The 24,504-nt window shown below is 72.8% G+C and carries 27 protein-coding genes and 1 riboswitch; of the genes, 15 read left to right on the plus strand and 12 right to left on the minus strand.

All coding sequences use genetic code 11. The features are described from left to right. Positions 1–6 precede the first annotated feature (6 nt). Positions 7–738 (plus strand): ZIP family metal transporter, encoded by a 732-nt coding sequence (locus ACQUQD_RS31265; RefSeq protein ID WP_428955509.1) that lies wholly within the window; start codon positions 7–9, stop codon positions 736–738. Positions 739–746: 8 nt separating this feature from the next. Here the strand turns inward: ACQUQD_RS31265 and ACQUQD_RS31270 are convergent, their stop codons facing one another. From ACQUQD_RS31270 to ACQUQD_RS31290, 5 genes are read right to left on the minus strand one after another with little or no spacing between them, the layout of a single operon-like run. Further along, a complete protein-coding gene (locus tag ACQUQD_RS31270) occupies positions 747–2,117 on the minus strand; it encodes a cobyrinate a,c-diamide synthase (RefSeq protein ID WP_428955510.1) in 1,371 nt (456 codons plus the stop codon). Positions 2,118–2,119: 2 nt separating this feature from the next. Further along, positions 2,120–2,719, minus strand: a complete 600-nt coding sequence (gene cobO / locus ACQUQD_RS31275; protein WP_351458788.1) for a cob(I)yrinic acid a,c-diamide adenosyltransferase — start codon at positions 2,717–2,719, stop codon at positions 2,120–2,122. After that, complete coding sequence (locus ACQUQD_RS31280; protein WP_428955511.1) at positions 2,719–4,767, minus strand: putative cobaltochelatase; 2,049 nt, start codon at positions 4,765–4,767, stop codon at positions 2,719–2,721. The genes cobO and ACQUQD_RS31280 overlap by 1 nt, the downstream gene beginning before the upstream one ends. 40 nt (positions 4,768–4,807) lie before the next feature. Beyond that, on the minus strand, positions 4,808–6,325 hold the full coding sequence (locus tag ACQUQD_RS31285; protein ID WP_428955512.1) for a cobyric acid synthase: 1,518 nt from the start codon (positions 6,323–6,325) through the stop codon (positions 4,808–4,810). Then, complete coding sequence (locus ACQUQD_RS31290; protein WP_428955513.1) at positions 6,322–7,278, minus strand: cobalamin biosynthesis protein; 957 nt, start codon at positions 7,276–7,278, stop codon at positions 6,322–6,324. The genes ACQUQD_RS31285 and ACQUQD_RS31290 overlap by 4 nt, the downstream gene beginning before the upstream one ends. A gap of 36 nt (positions 7,279–7,314) precedes the next feature. After that, a riboswitch (cobalamin riboswitch) is annotated at positions 7,315–7,460 on the minus strand. A gap of 282 nt (positions 7,461–7,742) precedes the next feature. On the opposite strand from ACQUQD_RS31290, the gene ACQUQD_RS31295 reads away from it, so the two are divergent. Next, the gene (locus ACQUQD_RS31295) at positions 7,743–7,979 is read left to right on the plus strand and encodes a DUF397 domain-containing protein (RefSeq protein ID WP_428955514.1); all 237 of its coding nucleotides are present in this window, start codon (positions 7,743–7,745) and stop codon (positions 7,977–7,979) included. Positions 7,980–8,005: 26 nt separating this feature from the next. Further along, entirely contained in the window at positions 8,006–8,317 is a 312-nt protein-coding gene (locus ACQUQD_RS31300) for a hypothetical protein (RefSeq protein ID WP_428955515.1), read from the plus strand. Here ACQUQD_RS31300 and ACQUQD_RS31305 read toward each other — a convergent pair. The 5 genes from ACQUQD_RS31305 to ACQUQD_RS31325 all read right to left on the minus strand — a co-directional run bounded on the left by ACQUQD_RS31305 (position 8,250) and on the right by ACQUQD_RS31325 (position 12,548). Then, positions 8,250–8,840 carry a hypothetical protein gene (locus tag ACQUQD_RS31305; RefSeq protein WP_428955516.1) on the minus strand — a complete coding sequence of 197 codons (591 nt, stop codon included), beginning with the start codon at positions 8,838–8,840 and terminating at the stop codon, positions 8,250–8,252. The genes ACQUQD_RS31300 and ACQUQD_RS31305 overlap by 68 nt on opposite strands. Positions 8,841–8,886: 46 nt before the next feature. Further along, complete coding sequence (locus tag ACQUQD_RS31310; RefSeq protein ID WP_428957708.1) at positions 8,887–9,741, minus strand: helix-turn-helix domain-containing protein; 855 nt, start codon at positions 9,739–9,741, stop codon at positions 8,887–8,889. Between the two features lie 347 nt (positions 9,742–10,088). Beyond that, positions 10,089–10,310: a hypothetical protein gene (locus tag ACQUQD_RS31315; protein WP_428955517.1), complete on the minus strand. Its 222-nt coding sequence runs from the start codon at positions 10,308–10,310 to the stop codon at positions 10,089–10,091. Positions 10,311–10,326: 16 nt separating this feature from the next. Next, complete coding sequence (locus ACQUQD_RS31320; RefSeq protein ID WP_428955518.1) at positions 10,327–11,601, minus strand: anion permease; 1,275 nt, start codon at positions 11,599–11,601, stop codon at positions 10,327–10,329. A 203-nt stretch (positions 11,602–11,804) separates the two neighbouring features. Then, positions 11,805–12,548, minus strand: coding sequence for a lysozyme (locus ACQUQD_RS31325; protein ID WP_428955519.1), 744 nt, complete (start codon positions 12,546–12,548; stop codon positions 11,805–11,807). A gap of 182 nt (positions 12,549–12,730) precedes the next feature. Here ACQUQD_RS31325 and ACQUQD_RS31330 point away from each other — a divergent pair, with 182 nt between their 5' ends. The 3 genes from ACQUQD_RS31330 (at position 12,731) to ACQUQD_RS31340 (ending at position 16,168) form a co-directional block, all read left to right on the plus strand. Further along, the gene (locus tag ACQUQD_RS31330; protein WP_428955520.1) at positions 12,731–13,405 is read left to right on the plus strand and encodes a class II aldolase/adducin family protein; all 675 of its coding nucleotides are present in this window, start codon (positions 12,731–12,733) and stop codon (positions 13,403–13,405) included. Positions 13,406–13,515: 110 nt separating this feature from the next. After that, positions 13,516–14,643: an alpha/beta hydrolase gene (locus tag ACQUQD_RS31335; protein WP_428955521.1), complete on the plus strand. Its 1,128-nt coding sequence runs from the start codon at positions 13,516–13,518 to the stop codon at positions 14,641–14,643. A 136-nt stretch (positions 14,644–14,779) separates the two neighbouring features. Beyond that, the gene (locus ACQUQD_RS31340) at positions 14,780–16,168 is read left to right on the plus strand and encodes a hypothetical protein (protein WP_428955522.1); all 1,389 of its coding nucleotides are present in this window, start codon (positions 14,780–14,782) and stop codon (positions 16,166–16,168) included. 13 nt (positions 16,169–16,181) lie between these two features. Here ACQUQD_RS31340 and ypfJ read toward each other — a convergent pair whose 3' ends face one another. Then, a complete protein-coding gene (gene ypfJ / locus ACQUQD_RS31345) occupies positions 16,182–17,069 on the minus strand; it encodes a KPN_02809 family neutral zinc metallopeptidase (protein WP_428955523.1) in 888 nt (295 codons plus the stop codon). 219 nt (positions 17,070–17,288) lie between these two features. Between ypfJ and ACQUQD_RS31350 the strand changes: the two genes are divergently transcribed. The 4 genes from ACQUQD_RS31350 (at position 17,289) to ACQUQD_RS31365 (ending at position 21,308) form a co-directional block, all read left to right on the plus strand. After that, positions 17,289–18,098: a hypothetical protein gene (locus ACQUQD_RS31350; RefSeq protein WP_428955524.1), complete on the plus strand. Its 810-nt coding sequence runs from the start codon at positions 17,289–17,291 to the stop codon at positions 18,096–18,098. A 96-nt stretch (positions 18,099–18,194) separates the two neighbouring features. Further along, on the plus strand, positions 18,195–19,793 hold the full coding sequence (gene abc-f / locus ACQUQD_RS31355; RefSeq protein WP_428955525.1) for a ribosomal protection-like ABC-F family protein: 1,599 nt from the start codon (positions 18,195–18,197) through the stop codon (positions 19,791–19,793). Between the two features lie 364 nt (positions 19,794–20,157). Continuing rightward, positions 20,158–20,379: a helix-turn-helix domain-containing protein gene (locus tag ACQUQD_RS31360; protein WP_324772334.1), complete on the plus strand. Its 222-nt coding sequence runs from the start codon at positions 20,158–20,160 to the stop codon at positions 20,377–20,379. A 137-nt stretch (positions 20,380–20,516) separates the two neighbouring features. Further along, positions 20,517–21,308, plus strand: a complete 792-nt coding sequence (locus ACQUQD_RS31365) for an enoyl-CoA hydratase/isomerase family protein (protein ID WP_428955526.1) — start codon at positions 20,517–20,519, stop codon at positions 21,306–21,308. A gap of 1 nt (position 21,309) precedes the next feature. On the opposite strand, the gene ACQUQD_RS31370 is transcribed toward ACQUQD_RS31365, so the two are convergent. Next, positions 21,310–22,053 carry a nucleopolyhedrovirus P10 family protein gene (locus ACQUQD_RS31370; RefSeq protein WP_428955527.1) on the minus strand — a complete coding sequence of 248 codons (744 nt, stop codon included), beginning with the start codon at positions 22,051–22,053 and terminating at the stop codon, positions 21,310–21,312. A 105-nt stretch (positions 22,054–22,158) separates the two neighbouring features. Between ACQUQD_RS31370 and ACQUQD_RS31375 the strand changes: the two genes are divergently transcribed. Genes ACQUQD_RS31375 through amaP form a run of 5 tightly spaced genes read left to right on the plus strand, consistent with a single transcriptional unit; the run spans position 22,159 to position 24,440 of the window. After that, positions 22,159–22,629 carry an Asp23/Gls24 family envelope stress response protein gene (locus tag ACQUQD_RS31375; RefSeq protein WP_428955528.1) on the plus strand — a complete coding sequence of 157 codons (471 nt, stop codon included), beginning with the start codon at positions 22,159–22,161 and terminating at the stop codon, positions 22,627–22,629. 40 nt (positions 22,630–22,669) lie between these two features. After that, positions 22,670–22,855, plus strand: a complete 186-nt coding sequence (locus tag ACQUQD_RS31380; protein WP_127830364.1) for a hypothetical protein — start codon at positions 22,670–22,672, stop codon at positions 22,853–22,855. A gap of 3 nt (positions 22,856–22,858) precedes the next feature. Continuing rightward, positions 22,859–23,203 carry an Asp23/Gls24 family envelope stress response protein gene (locus ACQUQD_RS31385; RefSeq protein WP_428955529.1) on the plus strand — a complete coding sequence of 115 codons (345 nt, stop codon included), beginning with the start codon at positions 22,859–22,861 and terminating at the stop codon, positions 23,201–23,203. Next, positions 23,200–23,856, plus strand: a complete 657-nt coding sequence (locus tag ACQUQD_RS31390; RefSeq protein ID WP_428955530.1) for a DUF6286 domain-containing protein — start codon at positions 23,200–23,202, stop codon at positions 23,854–23,856. Before ACQUQD_RS31385 ends, ACQUQD_RS31390 begins: the two co-directional genes overlap by 4 nt. Further along, the gene (amaP, locus tag ACQUQD_RS31395) at positions 23,853–24,440 is read left to right on the plus strand and encodes an alkaline shock response membrane anchor protein AmaP (protein WP_428955531.1); all 588 of its coding nucleotides are present in this window, start codon (positions 23,853–23,855) and stop codon (positions 24,438–24,440) included. Before ACQUQD_RS31390 ends, amaP begins: the two co-directional genes overlap by 4 nt. The last annotated feature ends 64 nt before the right edge of the window (positions 24,441–24,504 follow it).

Genomic DNA, 24,504 nt, shown 5'->3' on the forward strand with positions numbered 1-24,504 from the left:
GGGCCCATGGCGGTGTTCGTGGCGCTCGGCGCCTTTGTGATGACCCTGGTCGGCGGCTGGACCGCGAGACGGGTCACCGACCGGCGGCACCTGGTGCTCGGTCTCGCGGGTGGGCTCATGCTGGGCGTGGTCGGACTCGACCTGCTGCCCGAAGCGCTCGACGCGGCGGGCGGCCCGGTGTTCGGGGTGCCCGCGGCGCTGCTGCTGTTCGTCGCGGGATTCCTCGCCGCGCACGTCCTGGAGCACCTGCTCGCCCAGCGCCAGGCCGCCCACGGCGCCGACGCGTACGAGAACGGCCGGGCCCCCGAGGTCGGGCTCACCGCGGCCGGGGCGATGGTCGGGCACAGCATGATGGACGGCATCGCGATCGGTGCCGCGTTCCAGGTCGGCGGCGGTATGGGCCTCGCCGTGGCGCTCGCGGTGATCGCCCACGACTTCGCCGACGGCTTCAACACGTACACGATCACGCGCCTGTACGGGAACGCCCGCCGCAAGGCGATGATGATGCTGTTCGCCGACGCGGCGGCCCCGGTGGTGGGCGCGGCGTCGACGCTGCTGTTCACCATTCCGGAGCAACTGCTCGGCGGCTATCTCGGCTTCTTCGGCGGCGTGCTGCTCTACCTGGCCGCCGCCGAGATCCTGCCCGAGGCCCACCACGACCACCCGGCCCGCTCGACCCTGCTGTGCACGGTCGCCGGCGCGGCGTTCATCTGGCTCGTGGTGGGCATCGCCGGCTGAACGAGCGGTCACGGCGCGGCGCACCGCTCCACGAGGCGCCGGGCGATGTCCGGCCGGGCCGCCCAGTGCGTGTGCAGATAACTGGCGTGCACGCCCCGCTGCACGAAGCCCTCGACGCGCGGCTGCGGCAGCCGCATGCCCCACGCCGGGGCGGGCCCCGCGCCCGGCTCCATCACGGTCCGGTGGAACTCGTGGCCGCGCAGGCGGGCCCCGGCCGGGGCGAGCGCGCTGTCGGTCACGGCGACGGCGTCCCGGTAGCCGAGGGTGAGCCGGCCCGACATGTGCGCGTCGGCGTCGAGCACCCCGCACATCTCCTGGCCGTCGAGGGAACGGGACAGATAGAGCAGGCCCGCGCACTCGGCCAGGACGGGGGCGCCGGTGCGGGCCAGTTCGGAGACGGCCTTGCGGAGCTGTTCGTTGGCCGAGAGCTCGGGGGCGTAGACCTCCGGGAAGCCGCCGCCTATGACGATCCCCGCGGTTCCCTCCGGGAGCTGTTCGTCGTGGAGGGGATCGAAGGCGGCCACCTGGGCGCCCGCCGCCGTGAGCAGTTCCGCGTGTTCGGCGTAGGAGAAGGTGAAGGCCGCGCCCCCTGCCACTGCCACGACCGGCTTCGTCGGCGCGTGCGGGTCGTGCGTGGCCGGCCGCGCCCCAGGCGGCGCTGCACTCCACGCCTCCGTCGCCAGTGGCGGGGCCGCACGGGCCAGGGCCAGCAGGCCCTCCAGGTCGCAGCCCTCGCGGACCATCGCGGCCGACGCCCGCACCGAGTCCACCGCCTCCGAACTCCGCTCGGCCACCGGGACGAGGCCCAGGTGCCGTGAAGGGGTGGCGACCTGGGGAGCGCGGCGCAGCGCCCCGTACACCGGGACACCGACCTCCTCCATGGCCTCCCGCAGCAGCAGCTCGTGCCGCTCCGAGCCGACCTTGTTGAGGATGACGCCCGCGAGCCGCACCTCCGGGTCGAAGGACGCGAAGCCGTGCACCAGCGCCGCCACCGACCGCGACTGCGACGAGGCGTCGACGACGAGCACCACGGGCGCCTTGAGCAGCTTGGCGACATGAGCCGTCGACGCCAGCTCGCCCTCCCCGGACGCCCCGTCGAACAGGCCCATCACGCCTTCCACGACGGCGAGTTCGCAGCCGTGCGCGCCGTGCGCGAACAGCGGGCCGACTAGGTCGGGCCCGCACATGTACGCGTCCAGGTTCCGGCCGGGGCGTCCCGTCGCCAGGGCGTGGTAGCCCGGGTCGATGTAGTCGGGTCCGACCTTGTGCGGCGACACGGCGAGGCCGCGCTCGGCGAACGCGGCCATCAGGCCCGTCGCCACGGTCGTCTTGCCCGACCCGGAGGCGGGCGCGGCGACGACCAGCCGCGGTACGTCCATGGTCACCACTCGATGCCCCGCTGGCCCTTCTGGCCCGCGTCCATCGGGTGCTTCACCTTCGACATGTCGGTCACGAGATCCGCGAACTCGACCAGCTTCTCAGGGGCGTTGCGGCCCGTGATCACGACGTGCTGGGTGCCCGGACGGTCACGCAGCACCTGCACGACCTCGTCCACGTCGATCCAGCCCCAGTGCAGCGGGTACGCGAACTCGTCGAGCACGTACAGCTTGTACGTCTCGGCGGCCAGATCCCGCTTCACCTGCTCCCAGCCCTCACGGGCCTTCTCCTCGTTGTCGGCCTGGTCGTCTCGCTGGACCCAGGACCAGCCTTCTCCCATCTTGTGCCAGTCGACGGTGCCGCCCTCACCGGAGGCGCCGAGCACCTTGAGCGCGTTCTCCTCGCCGACCTTCCACTTCGCCGACTTGACGAACTGGAACACCCCGATCGGCCAGCCCTGGTTCCAGGCCCGCAGCGCGAGCCCGAAGGCCGCCGTCGACTTGCCCTTGCCGATGCCCGTGTGCACGAACACCAGCGGGCGGTTACGTCGCTGACGTGTCGTCAGCCCGTCGTCCGGTACGACACTCGGCTGTCCCTGCGGCATCAGGCGGCCCTCCTGCGGGTCTGGTTCGTTCCCTGTACGTCCTTGACGAGCCCGGCGATGGCGTCGGCCCGCAGCTCGTCCAACGTGACGGCGCTGCCGCCCAGCCGGCCGGCGAGCTGGGCCGCGAGCCCCAGCCGCACCATGCCCGTCTCGCAGTCGACGACGACGGACGCCGTGCCCTCGGCGGCGTGCAGCCCGGCGGCCCGCCCGGCCAGCTTCACCGGCTCAGGACCACCGGTGGCCCGCCCGTCCGTCACCACGACCATCAGCGGTCGCCGCGCCGGGTCCCGCAGCCGCTCCACCCGCAGTACCTCGTGCGCCTTGAGCAGCCCGGCGGCCAGCGGGGTACGCCCTCCGGTCGGCAGCGACTCCAGGCGCGCCGCGGCCGCGTCCACGCTCGACGTCGGCGGCAGCGCCACCTCGGCGCCCGTCCCGCGGAAGGTCACGAGCCCCACCTTGTCGCGCCGCTGATACGCGTCGAGCAGCAGGGACAGCACGGCGCCCTTCACGGCGCCCATCCGCTGCCGGGCGGCCATCGACCCCGAGGCGTCCACGACGAAGAGGACCAGATTGCCCTCGCGGCCCTCCCGGGTCGCCTGCCGCAGATCGTCGCGGCGCACCACGAGCCCGGTCCCGGACCGGCCGCGCGCCCGCTGATGCGGCGCGGCGGCCTGCACCGTCGCCGCCAGGTGCAGCCTGGTCAGGGTGCCCCGGGGCCGGACGGCGCCGGTCGTCCTGCCGTGCTCGGTCCGCGCGCGCGAGCGCCGCCCGGCGGCCCCGTCGCCCAGACCCGGGACGCTCAGCATCTTCGTACGGAACGGCTCACCGGCCGAGACGGCCCGCTGCTCCCCGGCGCCACCGGACGCGGGCGCGCCCGCCGGCTCCCGCGGGGACTCCTGAGGCGACTCCTGCCGGGATTCCTGCGGGGACTCCGGCCGGCCCGGACCGTCCGGCTCGGGGCCGTCCTGCGGCGGCACGCCACCGCCGCCACCGGGGCCCGGGTCGTCGGGGCCGTCGGGCCCGGGACCCTCGTCGTCGGGCCCGAACTCGTCCAGCGTCTCGTCCAGCTTGTCCTCGTCGAGGCCCGGCGCGTCGAAGGGATTGCGGCGCCGCCGGTGCGGGAGCGCGAGCAGCGCGGCCTGGCGCACGTCCTGTGCCAGCACCTCGGTGCGTCCCGCCCACGCGGCGAGCGCGGTCGCGGTGCGGGCCATCACGATGTCGGCCCGCATCCCGTCCACCTCGAACGCGGCACAGGTCGCGGCGATCCGGGTCAACGCCCCGTCGCCGAGCCGCACCTGGGGCAGCAGGGCGCGCGCGGCGACGATCCGCTCGCGTACGCCCGCCTCCTCGCCGGCCCACTGCGCCGTGAAGCCCTCGGGGTCGTCGTCGTACGCGAGGCGCCGCTTGACGACCTGCACCCGCTGCTCCGGCTCCCGGGACGCGGCGACCTCGACGGTCAGCCCGAACCGGTCGAGCAACTGCGGGCGCAGCTCGCCCTCTTCGGGGTTCATCGTGCCCACGAGCAGGAAACGCGCGGCATGCCGTACGGAGACGCCCTCGCGCTCGACGTAGGAGGCGCCCATCGCGGCGGCGTCCAGCAGCAGATCCACCAAATGGTCATGCAGCAGGTTCACTTCGTCGACGTACAGGATGCCGCGGTGCGCGTCCGCGAGCAGGCCCGGCTCGAAGGCCTTCACGCCCTCGGCGAGCGCCCGCTCGATGTCGAGCGCCCCGACCAGCCGGTCCTCCGAGGCGCCGACCGGCAACTCGACCATGCGCGCCGCCCGTTGCGCACCCGGGCCGACCTCGTGCGGCCCGTCCGGGCACTGCGGGTCGGGCGCCCCCGGCGCGCACGAGAACCGGCACCCGGCGACGACGTCCACATCGGGCAGCAGCGCCGAAAGGGCGCGTACGGCCGTGGACTTGGCGGTGCCCTTCTCGCCGCGCACCAGCACACCGCCGACGGCGGGCGACACGGCGTTCAGCAGCAGGGCGAGGCGCAGATCGTCCTGGCCGACGACGGCCGTGAACGGATACGGGGTGGTCATCGATCCTCCAGAGAATTGAACAGGCCAGGAACCGGGACGCTCACGCGGGCGCCCCCGGCGGTACGAACGGCAGCCCGTCCGGCGCCCCGGACTCGATCAACCGCCACAACCCCTCCGTATCGGCATAGCGCTCCACCAGGTCACCGAGCCGGTCGAGCTGCTCCTCCCGCAGCGCCGCGAACGACGTGTCCGGCGCCGGCACGAACCGCCGCCCGGCCGCGTCCGCGACCGCCCGCAAAAACGCCCGCCGGAACCCGTCCGACTCCAGCGACCCGTGCCAGTGCGTCCCCCAGACGGCCCCCACCCGGCACCCGTCCAGAAAGGCATCCCCGCCGAGGACGTCCGCGACGCCGTGATGGATCTCGTACCCCTCGACGTACTCGCCGAGCGCCTCGCCCACCGGCCGCGCCAGCGTCTTCTCCCGCGCGAACCGCACCTGCACGGGCAGCAGTCCGAGCCCGGCCACGACACCGGCCCGCGACTCGACGTCGTCCTCGATGCGCTCGCCGAGCAGCTGGAACCCGCCGCAGATGCCGAGCACCGGGCGTCCCTCGGCGGCCCGCCGCGCCAGCGCGTCCGCGAGGCCGCGCTCGCGCAGCCACTCCAGCGCCTTCACGGTCCCGCGCGTCCCGGGCACGACGACCAGATCGGCGTCGACCAGTTCCTCGGCCCGGTCCACGAACCGCACGACGACGCCCGGCTCGGCGGCCAGCGCGTCGACATCCGTGAAGTTCGACATCAGCGGCACCGCGCACACGGCGACCCGCAGCACGTCCTCGCCGACCGGCGGGGCCACGACGGACTCGCGCACGGCGCCCCGCAGGGACACCCGCAGCCCGTCCTCCTCGTCGATGCCGAGCTCGTGCTGGAACGGCAGTACCCCGTAAGTGGCCCTGCCGGTGAGGGACTTGAGCATGTCGAGCCCCGGCTCCAGCAGACTGACGTCCCCCCGGAACTTGTTCACCAGATACCCGGCGAGCAGCTCCTGGTCCTCCGGCGCGAGCAGCGCCGTCGTACCGAAGAACGACGCGAAGACGCCACCGCGGTCGATGTCCCCGACCACCAGCACGGGCAGCCGCGCGGCCCGCGCGATCCCCATGTTCACGATGTCGGTACGCCGCAGATTGATCTCGGCCGGAGACCCGGCCCCTTCACAGATCACGGCGTCATGACTGCCCCGCAACTCCTCCAGGCATCCGACGACGGTGTCGAGCAACGCGCCCTGCCGCGCCCCGTGATAGCCCCGCGCGCTCATCTCGCCCACCGGCTTGCCCATCAGCACGACCTGGCTGCTGCGGTCGCTGCCCGGCTTGAGCAGCACCGGATTCATCAGCGCGCTCGGCTCGACCCGGGCGGCCTGCGCCTGCATGGCCTGCGCCCGGCCGATCTCGGCGCCGTCGCGCGTCACGAACGAGTTCAGGGACATGTTCTGCCCCTTGAACGGCGCGACCTTCACCCCCTGCCGCACGAGCCACCGGCAGATCCCGGCGGTCACGACGCTCTTCCCGGCGTCCGACGTGGTCCCGGCGACGAGCAGCCCGCCGCCCCGCCCGCTCATCGACGCCCTCGCAACAACCGCCCGGCCACACAGACTCCCCACGCCATCACACTGACCCGCCGCGACAACCGCGCGGCCCGCTCCACGTCCGACACCCGCACCACGCGCCCTCGCGCGTTCAGCACGGGCCGGTGCTCGACCCTGCCCCCGTACGCCAACGTCCCGCCGAGCCGCACCCCGAGCGCCCCCGCGAACGAGGCCTCGACGGGCCCCGCGTTGGGACTGGGATGGCGCCCCGCGTCCTCGCGCCAGGCCCGGGCGGCGTCGCGCGGACGCCCGCCGGCCAGCACGGCGAGCGCACCGGTCAGCCGGGCCCCGGGCCACCCGGCGACGTCGTCCAGCCGGGCCGAGGCCCAGCCGAACCGGCGGTACTTCACGGACTTGTGCCCGACCATGGCGTCGAGCGTGTTCACGGCACGGAAGGCGAGCAGCCCGGGCACGCCGCCCACGGCGCCCCACACCAATGCGCCCACGACGGCGTCGGAGGTGTTCTCGGCGACGGACTCGACGACGCCCCGCGCGATCCCGTCGGCGTCCAGCCCCTGCGGATCCCGTCCGCACAGCCGCGGCAGCAACTCCCGGGCCAGCTCCACGTCCCCGGCCTCCAGCGCGGCCCCGACGGCGCGCGCCTCCCGGCCGAGCGAGGTCCCGCCGACCACGGCCCAGGTGGCGGCGGCCGTCAGCGCGACGGAGGCGGCGGGGGAGCGGCGTACCGCACGGGCGGCGAGGACGCCCACGGCGGTGGCCCCGCCCACGCAGACGGCGGTGTGCAGGGCGCCCCAGCCGCGGTGATCCCGCCACAGCACCCGCTCCACGGCCCCTGCGGCCCGGCCGAATCCGGCGACGGGATGCCCTCGACGCGGGTCACCGAGCAGCAGATCGGCGAAGAGTCCGGCGGCGGCACCGCACGCGAAGACGCGCTCGGCCCGCGCCGCGCCGCGCAGGGCGAACATGGCGGTAGTTGTCCTCACTCAGGGTGTCCACGCCCTGGTTCGACGAGACCGGCAGCGAGAGTTCCTGGCTCGCCCTCCCGGAGAAGGGCTCACAGTGGCGGGACCGCGCCGGATTCGCACCGGCTTCCTCGGACTGCTGCCGTATATGGCCCGGGAAGTCCACCACGGTGCGCGAAGGTGCGTCAACTTGCCGTTGACCTGGGAGAGGGGAGTGTGGGGAGGTCCACAGCGCCGCGTGGGACCCGTTCACTGGGCCGGAATTCCTCTATGGGTCGAAAACAGGCCTACCTAGACTGGAAGACGGCAGACGGAGAGCGGTCCACGAGTGGTTGAGGGCGCCTTGGCGACGTGGTGAGGCGGATCCGTCCGGGACACCTGGGCGGGTCGCCCCGGCGGCGCTATGGTGCCTGCACGCGGGCGTGCAATGACGGGGGACGCCGGCTCTCGAGCAGGAGGAGGCCGGTGTGTCCCATGGGAGAGAGCACGCTCGGTCATGGCAGGAACAGGTCACCGGGCCGTGGCGCAAGAGCAGTTACTCGGGTCTGAGCGGGGACTGCGTGGAAGTGGCGCTCGGTGAGACCGAGGTCCGAGTCCGTGACTCCGGGAACCGGGATACGGCGGATCTGGTCTTCCGGCGCATCCGGTGGCAGGCGTTCCTGAGGGCTCTGGGCGGGTCCGGTCCGGGCAGGACCGACCGCTGAGTCCACCGCGGGGGGAGGAGGGCGCGATGACCGGTCACCACATGACCGAGGCGCGGCAGCGGGCGCACGGGGCGGTGAGCCGCACCGCGCGCGGAGTCGTCTCCCCACGTGGCCTCGTGGTGTTCTGTCTGGCCTGCGGCGTTGCGGCGAGCGTCGTCGGGGCGCTGGCCGCCGCACTGGTCCCGTCCGGCCAGGCCCGCGTCGTGGTCTGGGTGTTGGTCGCCGCGCTGTTCGCCGCCGCGACCGGCTTCCGCGCGGGACTACGGAGCGTCAGGGGCGGCTCGCAGCACCGGGATCCGGTGACGGATCGGGGTCGGACGGCGGGGCGTCGGCGCTGAGCGGCGACCGGATGGCCTCCGCACAGCGCAGGAGGAGCCGGGCGAAACCGTAGGCGATCGCGGTCACCGGGGACGACGCCGCGGCGACGACCGAACCCACCGCCCAGGGCGAGGTCAGGCCACACGCCTGGATCAGCACCACGAGCCCCGCCAGCCCGCCCAGCAGGACCAGCCCGCCGGACAACGAGGCCAGCAGCAGAAGTCTCGTGTGGCGACGGTTGTCCAGCATGATCTGGGCGTACATCCAGCCGGCCCGCCGGGTCAGGTCGTCGCTGGACACGACGTGGATGACCACGGCACCGAACGACGGCCGCTCGCCGGGGAGCTGTGCCACGACACCGACGACGGTGTCGGAGGCGGTGTCCGGGCCGGCGGGCGGCTCCCCGCTGTCCGGAGTGCCCGTGGCCGCCGGGGCGTTCGTACCGGCTGCACCACGCGCATCACCGCCACCATCGGTGCCGTCGAGCCGGGGACCGGCGGCCGTGAGGAGCCGCCACCACCACTCGTCGCCTGCGGCCGGCATGTGCGCCTCCTACACGGGCTCTCCAGGGCCCGGCCCGCTTGTCACCTCACGAGGTGTCGAGCCCGTCCCTGGTCTTGCTGATGAGATCGATGGCCAGGTCGCCGCTGTACGCGATCTCGCGGAGCGATTCGAAGCACTCCTGGTGTCGCACGATCAGTTCGTGGTCGTCACGGATCGTCTGGTTGCCCTCGGACTCCCGGTACAGCAGGTCGTCGTCGTCCGTGAAGCCGAGCAGGATGAAGCTGTTGAGCGTGGCGAAGTGCGCGCCCGCCGTGAAGGGCAGCACCTGGAGCGACACCCGGGGCTGCTGCGCGACGTCGAGCAGGTGCTGCAGCTGCCCGCGCAGCACACGCGTACCGCCGATCTGCCGGTGCAGGGCCGCCTCGTCCAGGATGAAGAACGTCCAGGGCGGGGTCTCGCCCTCCAGGGCGCGCTCCTGCCGCTCGGTCCGCAGCTCGACGATCCGCCGCGCCCGGGCCTCCTCCACGTGCGGCGCCAGCATGGCCATCGCGTAGTCCTCGGTCTGCAGCAGACCGGGCACCACGATCGGGTGGTACGTGCGGATCGACGCGGCGGCGCTCTCGTAGCCCAGGTACTGGCGGAAGCCGGGGTTGAGCACGTCGTTGTACTGCGTCCACCAGCTCAGCCCGCGCGACCCGCGCGCGGCCTCCTCCAGTTCGTTCCGCAGGTGCTCGTCCCTGACCTCGTAGTGCTGGAGCAGGGCCCGGAGGTCGGTCACCGAGACGCTCACCGTCCCGGCCTCGATGCGCATGATCTTGGACAACGACCAGTCGAGCGCCTGTGCCGCGTCGGTCTGCGTCTGCCCGGTTGCTTCACGGGCCTTGCGCAGTTCGATGCGCAGCCTGCGCCGATTGAGGCTGGGGTCGATGTCGCGGGCCATCATCTCTGTCTCCTTGCCGACCGTGTGCCAGGTCTCGATGCACCAGGTGAGAGCTAGCCAAATAGTGAACGGAAGCTAGCAGACAGCTGGTGGCGAATGGCTGGTGGCGGATGGAGTGCTGGCGGGGTGGCTCATGTCAGTCTGCCATATGGCATGTCCGCTGTGGCCTGGAAAACAGGGCTCGATGGGCCGTCCTCGCAGGGTCGCGACATTTGGCAGCGCCACACCCGTTCCGGTGACAAGTCGAACGTGAAAGCGGGGTGCGGGACGCCGTACGTCCCGCACCCCGCTCGGGTGCTGCTGGGCCTCTGTCGCGTTCAGAAGGTGAACGCGGCACAGGCGTGTCGTCAGGCCACGATCAGAAAGATCCCGTACGCCACGGCCGCCGCGCACAGCGCGAAGCACAGGTACGCGCCGGACGTGGCAACCGTCGCCGAACCGCCCTGCCGCGCCGCCGACTCCCGCTTGGAGAGGCCGACGATGCCGAGGGTGAACAGGCCCACCAGGGCCACGGTGACCACGAGGCTGACCCCGAAGACGGAGCCGAGAGCCGCCCAGTCGATCTTCATAGCTGGTCCTGCTTCCTTACAGCGTGGCGCCGGCGGGGCGCGCGGGGTCGGCCACGGCGGGAGCCGGAGCGGGGATCGTGGACTTGATGTCGGCCGACGCCCCGGCCTCCGCGACCGCGCCGATCGGCGGCGGGGTGACCGCGGCGATCGCCGTGGTCACGACGCCCGCGGGCTCCTCGGCGGAGTCGATCGCGTCGTCGGTGACGTTCGTGTGGTCGACGGAGTCGCGGCGGGACAGCTTCCAGATGACCGCGGAGCCGCCGACCAGGAGAGCGGCGGTGAGGCCGATGCCCCACGGGCCCTGCTTGGTGAGGAACTCGGCGCCCGCGCCGACCAGACCCGCGGCCGGCAGGGTCAGACCCCACGCGACGAACATCCGGGTGGCGGTCGACCAGCGGACGACACCGCCCTTGCGGCCGAGACCGGAGCCCATGACGGCGCCGGAGCAGACCTGGGTGGTGGAGAGCGAGAAGCCGATGTGCGAGGAGGCGAGGATCGCCGTCGCGGCGGACGTCTGCGCGGCGAAGCCCTGCTGCGGCGCCAGATCGGTCAGGCCCTTGCCCATGGTGCGGATGATCCGCCAGCCGCCCAGGTACGTGCCCATCGCGATGGCCAGACCGGCCGACACGATGACCCACAGCGGCGGGTCGGCGTCCGGCGCGAGCACGCCGCCGGTGATCAGGGCGAGGGTGATGATGCCCATCGTCTTCTGGGCGTCGTTCGTGCCGTGCGCGAGGGAGACGAGGCCGGCCGAGGCGATCTGCCCGGCGCGGTAGCCCTTGGAGGTGGCCTTCTCGTCGGTGTGCTTGCTGATGCGGTAGGTCAGGCGCGTGGCGAGCATCGCGGCGAGGCCGGCGACGATCGGCGCGGCGACCGCGGGCAGCAGCACCTTGGTGACGACGGTGCCGCCGTTCACCGACGACCAGCCCATCGACATGACCGCGGCGCCGATGAGGCCGCCGAACAGTGCGTGCGAGGAGCTGGACGGCAGGCCGACCAGCCAGGTCAGCAGGTTCCAGAGGATGGCGCCGACGAGCGCCGCGAATATGACCTCGGTCTTGAGGCCGTCCTCGTTGATGATGCCGCCGGAGATGGTCTTCGCGACCTCGACGGAGAGAAACGCTCCGACCAGGTTCAGCACGGCGGACATGGCCACCGCCGTCTTCGGCTTGAGGGCGCCTGTCGAGATGGTCGTCGCCATCGCGTTGGCGGTGTCGTGGAAACCGTTGGTGAAATCAAAGACCAGCGCGGTAACGATCACGATCGCAAGGAGCAGCGTGATGTGTTCCATTTACCCAGGCTTCGTTCGGACGTCAGTGGCACGGTGAACGTAGGCAAGCCGGGTGAACGGAAGATGAACTGGGTCGGGCTTTGTGGTGACCCGATCCGGAGCGCCGCCGCTCCGCTTGGCACGGGACGGCGGCGCGGATTCCGTATCGACCTCGTCGCAGCCCCGGAATCAAGGGTTCCGCGGGACTTTCGACCCTGCCCCGACTACCCCTGGGCGAACCTCTTCAACTGGGCCATCGAGCCGTTGAAGAGATTCTGGTCACCCGGCAGGCTGCCGTGGTTGTCGTACTGCCAGAACGTCCAGTAGGACCACCCGGCGGGCAGCGTGCCCCAGCTCGCGTCGTAGCGCGCGAGCCACAGGGCGTGGTTGGCGGCGAAGGCACCGCTGTTGCCGGTGCACCTCTTCCACCAGTGGTAGTTGGTGTAGATCACCGGGCGGCGCCCGGTGCTGCGCTTGATCTCGTCGCTGAAGGACGCGACCCAGGCGACCAGTCGCGCCTTGCTCATGCCGTAGCACTTCTTCTTGCTGTACGGGTTGTACTCGATGTCGAGCGCGGGCGGCAGCGTCCATCCGTCCCGCGACCAGGCCCCGCCGTTGCGCACGAAGTACGCGGCCTGCGTCCGGCCCGACGACTCGTCGGGCAGGGCGAAGTGGTAGGCGCCCCGGACGATGCCGGCGTTGCGGGCGCCGTTGTACTGCTGTGTGAAGTAGGGATTCTTGTAGGTGGTCGACTCGGTCGCCTTGACGTAGGCGAACCGGGCCCCTTCGTTCTTCGCCTTCCGCCAGTTGACGTGCTTCTGGTGCGACGAGACGTCGTGCCCCCTCGGCCCGGCGGCGGCGTGTGCGGGCAGCTCGGCGAGTGCGGTTCCCCCCAGTGTCAGAGCCGCCACCGAAGTCGCCGCGACGATGCGGACACGGTGACGGGACGGTTTGTGGTCACGAGCCATATTTCCCCCCGGATGGCGACGTGCATGACAAATCTCCCAGAGATTACCGGATGATCCCGTCTTGCCCGTCGAACCCCAGCCAATCGTCATCTGCGGGGCATCCCTGCCCAAACGCGGCCTTACGGACGCCCCACCTCCGGGCTAATCTGCGCGGACCCCGCCGCGGCGGCGCGGCTGGCAGGATGCGCGCCATGGCGGAACTCGAGCAGGCGTGGGAAGAGCTGGTGGCGACGGCCCGCAGGACGGTGGCCGACGGGCTGGTCGTCGGGACGTCGGGCAACGTCTCGGTACGCGTCGGCGAGGGCGGCGACAGCCGCGTTCTGGTCACCCCGAGCGGCGTCCCCTACGACCGCCTCACGCCGCACGACCTCGTCGCCGTCGGCCTCGACGGCACGCAGCACACCGGCACGCTCGTCCCCACCAGCGAACTTCCGATGCACCTCGCGGTCTACCGGCACACCGACGCACGGGCCGTCGTGCACACCCATGCCGTGCATGCGACCGCCGTCTCCACGCTCGTGCCCGAACTCCCGTCCGTCCACTACATGACGGCGGCCCTCGGCGGTCCCGTGCGTGTCGCCCCCTACGCGACGTACGGCACCGAAGAGTTGGCCGAGAACATGCTCGCCGCCCTGACCGGCCGCACCGGGTGCCTCCTGCAGAACCACGGGACCCTCACATACGGAGACAGTCTCGACCGCGCCTACGACCGCACCGCGCAACTGGAGTGGATGTGCCGCCTCTGGCTCACCGCCCACTCCGTCCCCGGCCGCACCCCGTCCCTCCTCAGCGACGAACAGCTGCGCGAGGTGGGGGAGCGGCTCAGCGGGTACGGGCAGCGGCCCGCCCAGGGATAGTCCGCCCTCGCGCGGGAAAACCCGGCCCCACCCGGCACGGAGGCCGACGGACGTCACCCCCGCCCGCCGTCCCACTGGCCGGGGCGGGCCCGCCAGCCGACACTGGACGGGTGCGTACCGCCAAAGCGACGGCCGCTGCCGTCACCGCCGTGCTCGGGGCCTCCGCCGCCGCGATCGCCGCCGGCCGTCTGGCCAGCGACGCCGCGCTCAAGGCGCCCGCGGGACGCCCCCTGCCCACCGAGCCCCGGCTCACCGTCCACGCCACCGCGGCGGGCCAGATCACCCTCACCCGCGACCTGGCCTCACTGCGCCCGGGCACGTACGGACTCGCGGGCGACGGCTGCCACGCGGTCGTCGGGCCCGTCATCGAGTCGGCGCCGCACGCCGCGGACACCGTCGTACGCCGCCTGGAGCGCGTCACCCACGGCACCCTCGGACCCGGCGCGAAGGTCTGGCTCACCCCGCAGGTGCACATCGGCGATCCCAAGTCCGCGCTCGGCCTCGACCACGCCGACATCGACATCCCCGGCGAACTCGGCGCACTGCCCGCCTGGTTCGTGCCCGGCGTCCGCGACACCTGGGTCATCACGGTGCACGGCCTCGGCACCACTCGCGAACACCCCATGAACCTCATGGAGTTCCTGCACCACCACCGCTTCCCGGTGCTCGACCTCGCCTACCGCGGCGACCTCGGCGCGCCCCGCTCGCCGGACGGGCTCGGCCACCTCGGCGAGACGGAGTGGCGCGACCTGGACGCCGCGATCCGCTACGCCGTGCGCTACGGAGCCCGGCACGTCATCCTGCACGGCTGGTCCACCGGCGCCACCATGGCCCTGCACGCCGCCGCCCACTCGGCGCTGCGCGACCGCGTCAGAGGCCTGGTCCTCGACTCCCCGGTGCTCAGCTGGGAGGCGACGCTGCGCGCCCTGGCCGGCGCCCGGCGCACGCCGGGCCCGCTGCTCCCGCTCGCGGTCCGGGCCGCGCAGGGCCGCACGGGCCTGAGCGGCGACCGCCTCGCCGAGACCGCCGACCCGGCCGCCCTCAAGGTCCCCACGCTCGTCCTGCACGGCCCCGCCGACGAGGTGGCCCCCTGGGCCCTCTCCCGTCGGCTGGCCGACCGCCGGCCCGACCTGGTCACCCTGCACACGGTCGACGACGCCCCGCACAACGCGATGTGGAACGCGGACCGCAAGGGCTACGAGGAGGCGCTGCGGCGCTTCCTGACCCCACTGATGTGACCCCGCCGACGTGACCGCCCGCCGGCGCCCGCCCGGCACGCGGCGGACGGCGGAAGGCTCCTGACGAACCACGAGCCGAACCCCGAACAACAGCTCCCGTTTGGGAATTCGTGGGGTCACCCTGGAGACTGCTCCAGTGACGTCCCGTACCCCGCGCGACTCCAGGCTCCGACTCGTCAGCCCGCGCCGCCAGCCCCTGGCCGCCGCCGCCCCACGCGCAGCGGTCCGGCGGCCCGCGCCGCGCCCCCCGGAGGGCACCCCGCCCCCCGCCGAACTCGCCCGCACCGCCCGGCAGGGCCTGGCCGCCGCCGTACGCGTGGCGCGCTGGGCGGACGCCACGCTGAGCCCCGGGAACGGCACCGGCGCGCGCGACGGCAAGGGCACCCTCTCGGACGCCACCGCGCGCCGCGCCGCCGACGACCTCGGCCTCACCGTCGGCCAGGTCCGCGCCGACTGGGACACCGCACGCCTCGCCGGCCTCGTCGAGGTGCACGGCGACATCGCCCGGCCCGGCTGGCGGCTGCGGGCCTGGGACCGCGACGACACCGCCGTGCTGCGCGGCTGGGTCGCCCTGTTCGACGCCTGGTCGCTGGTCCACCCGGCGCCGGACTCCCTGGAGCCCGCCGCGGTGGCCGAAGTCGTCGAGGCCGTACCGCAGTTGCTCTCCTTCTGCCAGCTGATGGCGGGCCCTGTCCCGGCCGCCCAGCTCCTCGACCTGCTCGACCAGCGCGTCGTCGAACTGCGCACCGAGCGCTGCGAGATCCCCTACGGGCCGCAGCCCGAGCCGGTCCCGCCGGAGGACACCCCGCTGCTGCCCCTGCTCGACTGGGCCCTCGCGGGACTCGCCTCCGTCGGCGCGCTGACGTACGCCGACGGGCACGCCGTCCTCACCCCGCTGGGCAGTTGGGCGGTCTGGGTCAAGCTGGAGCAGATCTGCGTCGCCGCCCAGTCCCCGGCCGGGAACATCGAGGTGTCCGCCGAGGACATGCTGCGCGGCTGCGCCCGCCTGCGCCCGAACGCGGCCCGCTCCGAGTACCGCGCCTGGCTCGCCGCCCGCGACACCGGCAGCGCCGTCGTCGAACTCCTCGACGCCGCCCGGGGCGAGGACGCCCTGTTGCGCGGCCTCGCCTTCGAGGCGCTGCGCGTCGTCGGGGCGCCGGCCGAGCCCGAGGTGCGCCGCGCCGCCGACGAGCCGGGACTGCGCGCCTACGCCCTGCTGTGGCTCGCCGAGTACGAGGGCGCCGACCCCGAGGACGTGCACACCGTGCTCACCCGCGAAGAGGCCACCTGGCTGTGGGTCGACACGGCCGCGGCGGTCGCCGACCACGGCGAAGCCCCCCTGCTCGTACGGCACTTGGAGGCCGCGGTGCAGCCGACCGTGCCCGCGCTGATCGAGGAGGTCCGCGCCGTCGGCCACCCGCGCACCGTCCAGGTCCTGGTCGCCCTGGCCGCCGCGCACCCCGACCCGGCGCTCGCGAAGGCGGTGCGCCGGGCCGCGTTCCAGGTCCACACGGGCGGGGCGTGACGCCCCGCGGGGCTCACCGGAAGGTGTTGCACTGCGCCATGTCGCCGCTCTTGAAGCCCTGGTAGAACCACTGCTGGCGCTGCTGGGCCGAGCCGTGCGTCCACGACTCGGGCGTCACCCGGCCCTGGAACTTCTCCTGGATCCGGTCGTCGCCGACCGCGGCGGCCGCGTCCAGACCGTCCCGGATGTCGGCGTCGGTCAGGCTCGTGATGAGCGGCTTGCCGGTCTTGTCGTCGGGCGTCGTCGTCGCGTGGCGGGCCCACACGCCCGCGTAGCAGTCCGCCTGCAGCTCGACCTTGACCGCGTTGCTGTTCTCGCCCGTGCGCCCGTCCTGCGACCGCTTCAGGGTGCCCATCAGGTTCTGCACGTGGTGCCCGTACTCGTGGGCCACGACGTACGCCTGCGCGAAGGGACCGCCGCTCGAACCGAACTTGGTGCGCAGCTCGTCGAAGAACCCCAGGTCCAGATAGACCTTCCGGTCGCCGGGGCAGTAGAACGGCCCGACCGCCGAGGTCGCCTGGCCGCAGGCGGTGGGCACCCGGTTGGTGAAGAACACGGTGGACGCGTCGGTGTAGCGGCCCTGTCGGCGCTGGAACTCCGGGCGCCAGTAGTCCTGCACGCTGTTGACCACCGCCACGATGCGGCAGTCGTCCTTGGCGTTCGCGTCCTGTCCCGTACGGCAGTGCTGCTGCACCTGCGCGGCGCTGGAGACCGTCGTGGCCGGGGTGCCGGTGTCGTCCGACGAGAGCCCGAACTCGTTCGTGCCGAAGAAGAGTCCGAAGAACAGCGCGATCAGCCCGGCGAGACCGCCGCCGATCGTCGCCTTCCCGCCGGGGACCCGGCTGCCGCGCACGTCCTGGACCTCAGACGTGTCCAGATTGGCGTCGTCGTCGAACTGCATGCCCGCACCGCCTAGTCGCCGAGAGCCGAAGTCCGGAGGAGGAATCGACCACTTCATCCTGTGACACACCCCGTCGCCGGGCCCTGATCCGGCGTCCGAACGGGGGACAGGCGCCCTCGCGGCCGCCGTGTCGCCTCCGCCCGCGGACCCCGCGGCCTCACCCCACGACTACGCTCTGCGCCTGTTCCGTGGCTGATGGTGAGGTAGGGGGGGCGTGTGATGGCGGTCGTACCGCTCGACGTGACGACAGAGGCGGGCCCCGCGCGGCAGACCGTCCGGCCGCCGCTGCCGCCTCCCGAGCCCACGCCCCGCCGCCCGCGCCCGGGCCTCCTCCTGGCGCTCGCCGCCGCCCTCCTCGCGCTGCCCCTGATCACCGCCGCCCACCAGGCCCGCCCCGCCCCCTACGGGGACCACCTCACCCGCTACGCGCGCGTGGCCGCGGATCCCGGTGAGAGCGCTCCCCGGCTGCGGACGCGCGGCGCGGCGGTCGAGGCGTACGACACCGCCGTGCGCTGGCGGCACACCCGCGAAGGGCGCCGCCCGCTCGCCGTGCTGGCCGCGCCCGGCCAGGCGTTCGCGCTGTGGAGCGACGGCATGGTCACCGACACCGAGAGCGCCGGGGGCCGGTCCGTGCGCTGGCACCGGGCGATCCCGGACGCCGCGGCCTGGCTGCGCACGCCGGGAGCGCGCGGCGGCGCCGGGGTCCTGCAGCCGCTCGACCCCGAGGTCCGGATGCTCGCCGTCGTCACGCCGCGGCGCATCGCCGCGTACCGCACCGCGGACGGCGACCTGCGCTGGGTGCTGCCCGCGCGCGCGGGCTGCGTCTTCGCGCCGGCCGCCCACCTGCGGCGCCGGACCGCCCTGCTGATCGCCCAGCCCTGCGCGGACGACAAGGTCGCCTGGAGCGAGCGGATCGTGGCCGTCGACAGCCTCGGCAGGATCGTTCCCCGCCGCACGCCCCTGGGCAACGAGCTGCCCGGCCGGAGCCGGTCCGAAGCCCCGGGAAATCCGCTTGCATCCCACCGTTAAACTGGCTCGCATGACGTTTCTTCTCTGGGTGGTTTAGCGGCGCCGACCGGCCCTCGCCTTGTCAACCAGCCGTTAACCCTGTCCTGGAGCACTCCCGTGATCACCGCATCCGGTATCGAACTGCGCGCCGGCGCCCGCATCCTCATCGAGAACGCCACCTTCCGTGTCGCCAAGGGCGACCGCATCGGCCTCGTCGGCCGCAACGGCGCGGGCAAGACCACCCTCACCAAGTGCCTCGCCGGTGAGGGCATCCCGGCCGGCGGGACCATCTCCCGCTCCGGCGAGGTCGGCTATCTCCCGCAGGACCCGCGCACCGGCGACCTCGACGTCCTGGCCCGCGACCGCATCCTGTCCGCCCGCGGCCTCGACGTCCTGATGCGCAAGATGCGCGAGAACGAGCAGCGGATCGCGACCGGCTCCGGCGCCACCCAGGCCAAGGCCCTCAAGCAGTACGAGCGCCAGGAGACGGAGTTCCTCACCAAGGGCGGGTACGCCGCCGAGGCCGAGGCCGCCACCATCGCCGCCGCGCTCAATCTCCCGGACCGCGTGCTCGGCCAGCCCCTGCACACGCTCTCCGGTGGTCAGCGGCGCCGTATCGAGCTGGCCCGCATCCTCTTCTCGGACGCGGACACGCTGCTCCTCGACGAGCCCACCAACCACCTGGACGCGGACTCGATCGTCTGGCTGCGCGACTACCTCAAGACGTACAGCGGCGGCTTCATCGTGATCTCCCACGACGTCGACCTGGTCGAGACGGTCGTCAACAAGGTCTTCTACCTGGACGCCAACCGCTCCCAGATCGACGTCTACAACATGGGCTGGAAGCTCTACCAGCAGCAGCGCGAGGCCGACGAGAAGCGCCGCAAGCGCGAGCGGCAGAACGCCGAGAAGAAGGCCGCCTCCCTGAACGCGCAGGCCGACAAGATGCGCGCCAAGGCCACCAAGACGGTCGCCGCGCAGAACATGGCCAAGCGCGCCGACAAGCTGCTCGCCGGCCTGGAGGCCGTCCGCCAGTCCGACAAGGTCGCCAAGCTCCGCTTCCCCGAGCCCGCGCCCTGCGGCAAGACGCCGCTGATGGCCGAGGGCCTGTCGAAGTCGTACGGCTCCCTGGAGATCTTCACCGACGTCGACCTGGCCATCGACAAGGGCTCCCGCGTCGTCATCCTCGGCCTCAACGGCGCGGGCAAGACCACCCTGCTCCGTCTCCTCGCCGGCACCGAGAAGCCCGACACCGGCCAGGTCGTCGAGGGCCACGGCCTCAAGCTCGGCTACTACGCGCAGGAGCACGAGACCCTCGACCCCGAGCGCTCGGTCCTGGAGAACATGCGCTCCTCGGCCCCCGACCTCGATCTCGTCGAGGTCCGCAAGGTGCTCGGCTCGTTCCTGTTCTCCGGCGACGACGTCGACAAGCCGGCCGGGGTCCTCTCCGGTGGCGAGAAGACCCGTCTGGCCCTGGCGACCCTCGTGGTCTCGGCGGCCAACGTGCTGCTCCTCGACGAGCCCACGAACAACCTCGACCCCGCCAGCCGCGAGGAGATCCTCGGCGCGCTGCGCACCTACAAGGGCGCGGTCGTCCTCGTCACGCACGACGAGGGCGCCGTCGAGGCGCTCCAGCCGGAGCGCATCATCCTGCTCCCGGACGGTGTCGAGGACCTCTGGGGCCAGGGCTACGCGGACCTCGTCGCCCTCGCCTGACGCGCTTCGCACCCGCCGGTGCGGCGTGATCGAATGACTGATCCACTCCATATGGATCATTCGGCCGATCCGTGATCCTTCATCTGAGTGAGATCGCCTCGTACTGCGGTGCGTCCTACACGGATTTTCCCGCCGTCTGGGCCTCGGAGCCCTTGCGGCGCTTGGGATGTCGCTGACCTGCCGGTTCTTCGGTACGGGTGGTTCCGGACACCGTGGAAGGGGTCCGGAACCATGAATTCCACTCGTGTGGATCGCCTTCCGTTCCGGAATTGGGCGGCTACGGACCTTGCCGAATGGGTGGCCAGGAACGCCGCAAGGGGTGATCATGGGAATTCCAGAGCGCACTTCCCATGAGGAGGCACGGGTGGCCGAGACTCTGAAGAAGGGCAGCCGGGTAACCGGCGCCGCGCGCGACAAGCTCGCGGCAGACCTGAAGAAGAAGTACGACTCCGGTGCGAGCATCCGAGCACTGGCCGAGGAGACCGGCCGCTCGTATGGCTTCGTGCACCGGATGCTGAGCGAATCCGGGGTCACGCTGCGAGGTCGCGGCGGGGCCACGCGAGGCAAGAAGGCCGCGGCGAACTGACGCGACCGGCCTGCTCTCGCGGGTCAGCAAGGACTCGTTCGGCTCACTGGTTCCTTTGGTGACCACCCGGTCGGTCGGCTGATCGGCCGGGTGGTTACTGTGCAGTCACTTATGACCGCGCAGACTCGGAGGCCCAGATGACCAAGCTCGCACCGCTGCTCGACCAGGACGGGGTGCGGCTCACCGTCGACGACGCGATCGCCACGGTGACCCTGGCCAACCCGGACAAGCGCAACGCCCAATCTCCCGCTCTGTGGCGGGCGTTGACCGCAGCCGGGCGTGCCCTGCCGGGGTCCGTGCGGGTCGTCGTGGTGCGCGGTGAGGGCAAGTCCTTCTCCGCCGGCCTGGACCGTCAGGCGTTCACGCCCGAGGGTTTCGACGGCGAGCCGTCCTTCATCGACATGGCACGCGGCGGCGAGGAGTTCCTCGACGCCACGATCGCCGAGTACCAGGACGCTTTCACCTGGCTGCGGCGCAGCGACATCCTGTCCGTCGCCGCTGTCCAGGGCCATGCGATCGGAGCCGGATTCCAGCTCGCCCTCTCCTGCGACCTGCGCGTCGTCGCCGACGACGTGCAGTTCTCCATGCGCGAGACCAGCCTCGGTCTCGTACCGGACCTCACGGGCACGCACCCGCTCGTCTCGCTGGTCGGGTACGCGCGGGCCCTGGAGATCTGTGTCACCGGACGCTACGTCCACGCCGACGAGGCCGTGGCCAGCGGCCTGGCCAATGTCGCCGTGCCCGCGGACCAGGTGGACGCCGCCGTACAGGATCTGGTCGGCGCGCTGCTCGCCGCCCCGCGGGACGCCGTGATCGAGACCAAGGCGCTGCTGCAGGGCGTGAGCGGCCGCACGCTGGACGAGCAGCGCACGGCCGAGCGTGCCGCGCAGGGCCGGCGGCTGCGGGACCTGGCCGGCCTCGGCGACTGACCTACTCCTGCCGCTCGGCCGGCGCGATGTGCGTGACCAGCGCCGCGACGGTCGGCGCGTCCGGCAGCGCCGCCGACACGGCCTGCCGGACGGCCCGCGCCACATCGAGGGCGCGGGCCCCGGCGGACACCGCCAGCTCCACCCGTACATGACGCCGCGGCAGCGACGCGGCTCCCGCCTGCTCCTCGATGTGGACCGCACGGCCCATGCCGCCCACCAGCACGCCCGTCAGCCGGAGCACCCCGGGCACGTCGAGCGCCGCCTGCGCCACGCGCCCCTCGTCGCCGGACAGCGACGTCGGCTTCGCCGCGGCCTCCGGCTCCGCCGGGGCCGCTTCCGTCTCCGGATCGGCGTCCAGCAACGCCGTGACCTGGAGATCCACCTCCGTCACCAGCAGGCCCAGACGTCCCTTCGCCGCCTGCGAGAGCGCCTCGCGCAGCCGGCCGGCGGCCAGCGGCAGCGGCTCGTCGGACGTCGCCGCGCACTGAGCCACGATCCGCAGCGGCCCCGGCGGCAGCGCGCTCGGCGGGGCGGGCACCGCCGCCTCGTACGTCCCGTCGGGATCGGCCGGCGACAGGCGTACGGAACCGAGCCGCACGCCCCGCACCTCGACCGCAGCCCGCCGCAGCACTCCCTGCGCCGCCGGCTCCGCGATCCACGCCCCGTCACCCGGTCCGCCCAACGGCAGCAACCTGCCGATGCCTAGCTGTTGCCGTACCGCCTGTGCCCATCGGTCTACCGTCATCGCCCCAGGCTGCCCCATCCCGGGCGCGGGTCCGGGTAACCGCACTTAATGTGGGCAAAAGAAGGCAGCACTTGACCTAGATCACCTCACAGAGGGGATGGCCCGATGAGCGACACCGCGCAGAAGCCGGGCGAGACGCCCGCGGCCCCCGCAGGCAAGACCAGCGTGACCAAGCGGGGCGGTGGCGACCCCGCGAGCAGGGGACGGACCACCATCGCCGACGGCGTCGTAGAGAAGATCGCCGGACTCGCGGCGCGCGACGTCGTCGGCGTCCACGCGATGGGCAGCGGCCTGTCGCGGACCTTCGGCGCGGTGCGCGACCGGGTCCCCGGCGGCACCAAGTCCGTGTCGCGCGGCGTGAAGGCCGAGGTCGGCGAGGTGCAGACCGCCCTCGACCTGGAGATCGTCGTCGAGTACGGCGTGTCGATCGCGGACACCGCGCGCGACGTGCGGGAGAACGTCATCGCAGCCGTCGAGCGCATGACCGGCCTCGAGGTCGTCGAGGTGAACATCGCCGTCAGCGACGTGAAGCTGCCGGACGAGGAGGACGAAGAGCCGGAGTCACGGCTCCAATGACATCCGGGTCCGCAACCAGGTCACGTAGGAGGAACGCACGATGAATCTGGCCGTGATCGGCATGATCGCCGGCATGGCTCTCGGTTTCGCCGGATATTTCGGCGGCTTCGGGGCCTTTCTGCTGGTGGCGGCGCTCGGCGCCATCGGCTTCGTCGCCGGCCGGTTCCTCGAAGGGGACCTGGAACCCGGCGAGTTCTTCCGTACGCGCGGCGACCGGCGGCGGTGACCCGTGGCGACACAGGTCGCGCCCGCGGAGCGCGGCGCGACCCGGATCGCCGACCGGGTCGTCGCGAAGATCGCCGCGTACGCGGCACGTGAGGCACTGGACGCCGTCCCGGACGACGGGGCGCCGCCGCACGCCACCGTGAGCGTGCACCACGAGACGGCCCGCGTCCGCATCAGCCTGGAACTGGACTACCCGTCCGACATCGGCGCGCAGTGCGGTGCCGTGCGTCGACAAGTCACCGAACGGGTAAGGGCGTTGGCGGGAATGGAGGTGCCGGAGGTGGCCGTCCAGGTGGAGCGGCTGCACTCGGCACAGACGCGCGGAACGGACCGGGGGAGGATCCGGTGAGCGACCCCACCCAGCAACTGCCCGTCGTCGAGCGGGCCGGCGCGGACCTCGGCGACCAGTCGGCGTCCGCGGCGGCCTACGCACCGCACCCGACCCTGGAGGGCGACGAGAAACCCGGCCGGTTCTGGTCGGCCCGCCGCGTCCCGTCGGCGCTGGCCGCGCTCGTGCTCCTCGGCGGCCTCGGCGTCCTGCTCTACGACATCGCGGCGGTACGGGCCGGCCGTCCCGCCATGCAGTGGCGGCGCACCCTGGCCCGCGAGCTCGCCGAGCGGCCGCTGGACGACACCGCCGTCCTGGTCGGCGCGGGCGTCGCCGCCGCGCTCGGCCTCTGGCTCCTCGTCCTCGCGGTGACCCCCGGGCTGCGCGGAGTCCTGCCGATGCGCCGCACCCATCCCGACGTACGGGCCGGACTGCACCGGGACGCCGCCGCCATGGTGCTGCGCGACCGGGCCATGGAGGTATCGGGCGTGCAGTCCGTACGCGTCCGGATGAAGCGGTCCAAAGTGGATGTCCGGGCGGTCTCGCACTTCCGTGAACTCGACGACGTACGGGCCGACCTCGACGCCTCGCTGGGCGACGGCATCAGAGAGCTGGGGCTCGGCAGCGCGCCCGGGCTCTCGGTGCACGTGGCGCGCCCCGGCAGGAAGGGATGAGTGGCGTGCTCAGAACCGTGAACCGGATCCTGCTCGGTCTGCTCGGCCTCGTCCTGCTGCTCGGCGGCGGCTCGGTGCTCGCCGTCGGCCTCGGCGCGAAGCCGCCGTCCTGGTGGATCCACGACGGCCGCAAGGACGTCCTGCTCAGCGTCGCCGACCGGGACCGCTGGCGCGACGAGGGCTGGTGGTGGCCGACGGTGATCGCCGTGCTCGGCGTCGTCGTGCTGCTCGCGCTGTGGTGGCTGGTGGCGCAGTTCCGGCGCCGCCGGCTCACCGAGGTGCTGGTCGACACCGGGGACGGCGAGGGCGCGCTGCTGCGCGGCCGGGCCCTGGAGAGCGTGCTGGTCAGCGGCGCCGAGTCGCTGGACGGAGTGGACCGGGCGGGCGTCGTCCTGACCGGCCGCCGCTCGACACCGCAAGCCCGCGTCGGCCTCACCCTGGAACCGCACGCCGCCCCCGGCCGGGCCCTGCACCTGCTCGGCGAGGAGTCGCTGGCGCAGGCGAGGGACTCGGCGGGCCTGGCGGCGCTGCCGGCGGAGGTCCGTCTGAAGGCGGTCAAGCACCGCGCCGAGCGGGTGAGCTGACCGCTCCCTTCGGGCTCGTGGCCATCCGCCCGTCCGGCGTTCGAGGACGAGCCCGAAGGGCGAT

The organism is Streptomyces sp. cg35 (genome assembly GCF_050410835.1).
Lineage (GTDB): Bacteria > Actinomycetota > Actinomycetes > Streptomycetales > Streptomycetaceae > Streptomyces.

Coding starts and splice junctions, on each gene's coding strand:
- ypfJ (WP_428955523.1), bottom strand. CDS start 17,069: ATGCAGTTCGACGACGACGCCAATCTGGACACGTCTGAGGTCCAGGAC.
- ACQUQD_RS31300 (WP_428955515.1), top strand. CDS start 8,006: ATGACCGGTCACCACATGACCGAGGCGCGGCAGCGGGCGCACGGGGCG.
- ACQUQD_RS31280 (WP_428955511.1), bottom strand. CDS start 4,767: ATGACCACCCCGTATCCGTTCACGGCCGTCGTCGGCCAGGACGATCTG.
- amaP (WP_428955531.1), top strand. CDS start 23,853: ATGAGTGGCGTGCTCAGAACCGTGAACCGGATCCTGCTCGGTCTGCTC.
- ACQUQD_RS31315 (WP_428955517.1), bottom strand. CDS start 10,310: ATGAAGATCGACTGGGCGGCTCTCGGCTCCGTCTTCGGGGTCAGCCTC.
- ACQUQD_RS31365 (WP_428955526.1), top strand. CDS start 20,517: ATGACCAAGCTCGCACCGCTGCTCGACCAGGACGGGGTGCGGCTCACC.
- ACQUQD_RS31270 (WP_428955510.1), bottom strand. CDS start 2,117: ATGGACGTACCGCGGCTGGTCGTCGCCGCGCCCGCCTCCGGGTCGGGC.
- ACQUQD_RS31375 (WP_428955528.1), top strand. CDS start 22,159: ATGAGCGACACCGCGCAGAAGCCGGGCGAGACGCCCGCGGCCCCCGCA.
- ACQUQD_RS31380 (WP_127830364.1), top strand. CDS start 22,670: ATGAATCTGGCCGTGATCGGCATGATCGCCGGCATGGCTCTCGGTTTC.
- ACQUQD_RS31325 (WP_428955519.1), bottom strand. CDS start 12,548: ATGGCTCGTGACCACAAACCGTCCCGTCACCGTGTCCGCATCGTCGCG.
- ACQUQD_RS31310 (WP_428957708.1), bottom strand. CDS start 9,741: ATGGCCCGCGACATCGACCCCAGCCTCAATCGGCGCAGGCTGCGCATC.
- ACQUQD_RS31330 (WP_428955520.1), top strand. CDS start 12,731: ATGCGCGCCATGGCGGAACTCGAGCAGGCGTGGGAAGAGCTGGTGGCG.
- ACQUQD_RS31320 (WP_428955518.1), bottom strand. CDS start 11,601: ATGGAACACATCACGCTGCTCCTTGCGATCGTGATCGTTACCGCGCTG.
- cobO (WP_351458788.1), bottom strand. CDS start 2,719: ATGCCGCAGGGACAGCCGAGTGTCGTACCGGACGACGGGCTGACGACA.
- ACQUQD_RS31305 (WP_428955516.1), bottom strand. CDS start 8,840: ATGCCGGCCGCAGGCGACGAGTGGTGGTGGCGGCTCCTCACGGCCGCC.
- ACQUQD_RS31265 (WP_428955509.1), top strand. CDS start 7: ATGGCGGTGTTCGTGGCGCTCGGCGCCTTTGTGATGACCCTGGTCGGC.
- ACQUQD_RS31350 (WP_428955524.1), top strand. CDS start 17,289: ATGGCGGTCGTACCGCTCGACGTGACGACAGAGGCGGGCCCCGCGCGG.
- ACQUQD_RS31285 (WP_428955512.1), bottom strand. CDS start 6,325: ATGAGCGGGCGGGGCGGCGGGCTGCTCGTCGCCGGGACCACGTCGGAC.
- ACQUQD_RS31370 (WP_428955527.1), bottom strand. CDS start 22,053: ATGACGGTAGACCGATGGGCACAGGCGGTACGGCAACAGCTAGGCATC.
- ACQUQD_RS31290 (WP_428955513.1), bottom strand. CDS start 7,278: ATGTTCGCCCTGCGCGGCGCGGCGCGGGCCGAGCGCGTCTTCGCGTGC.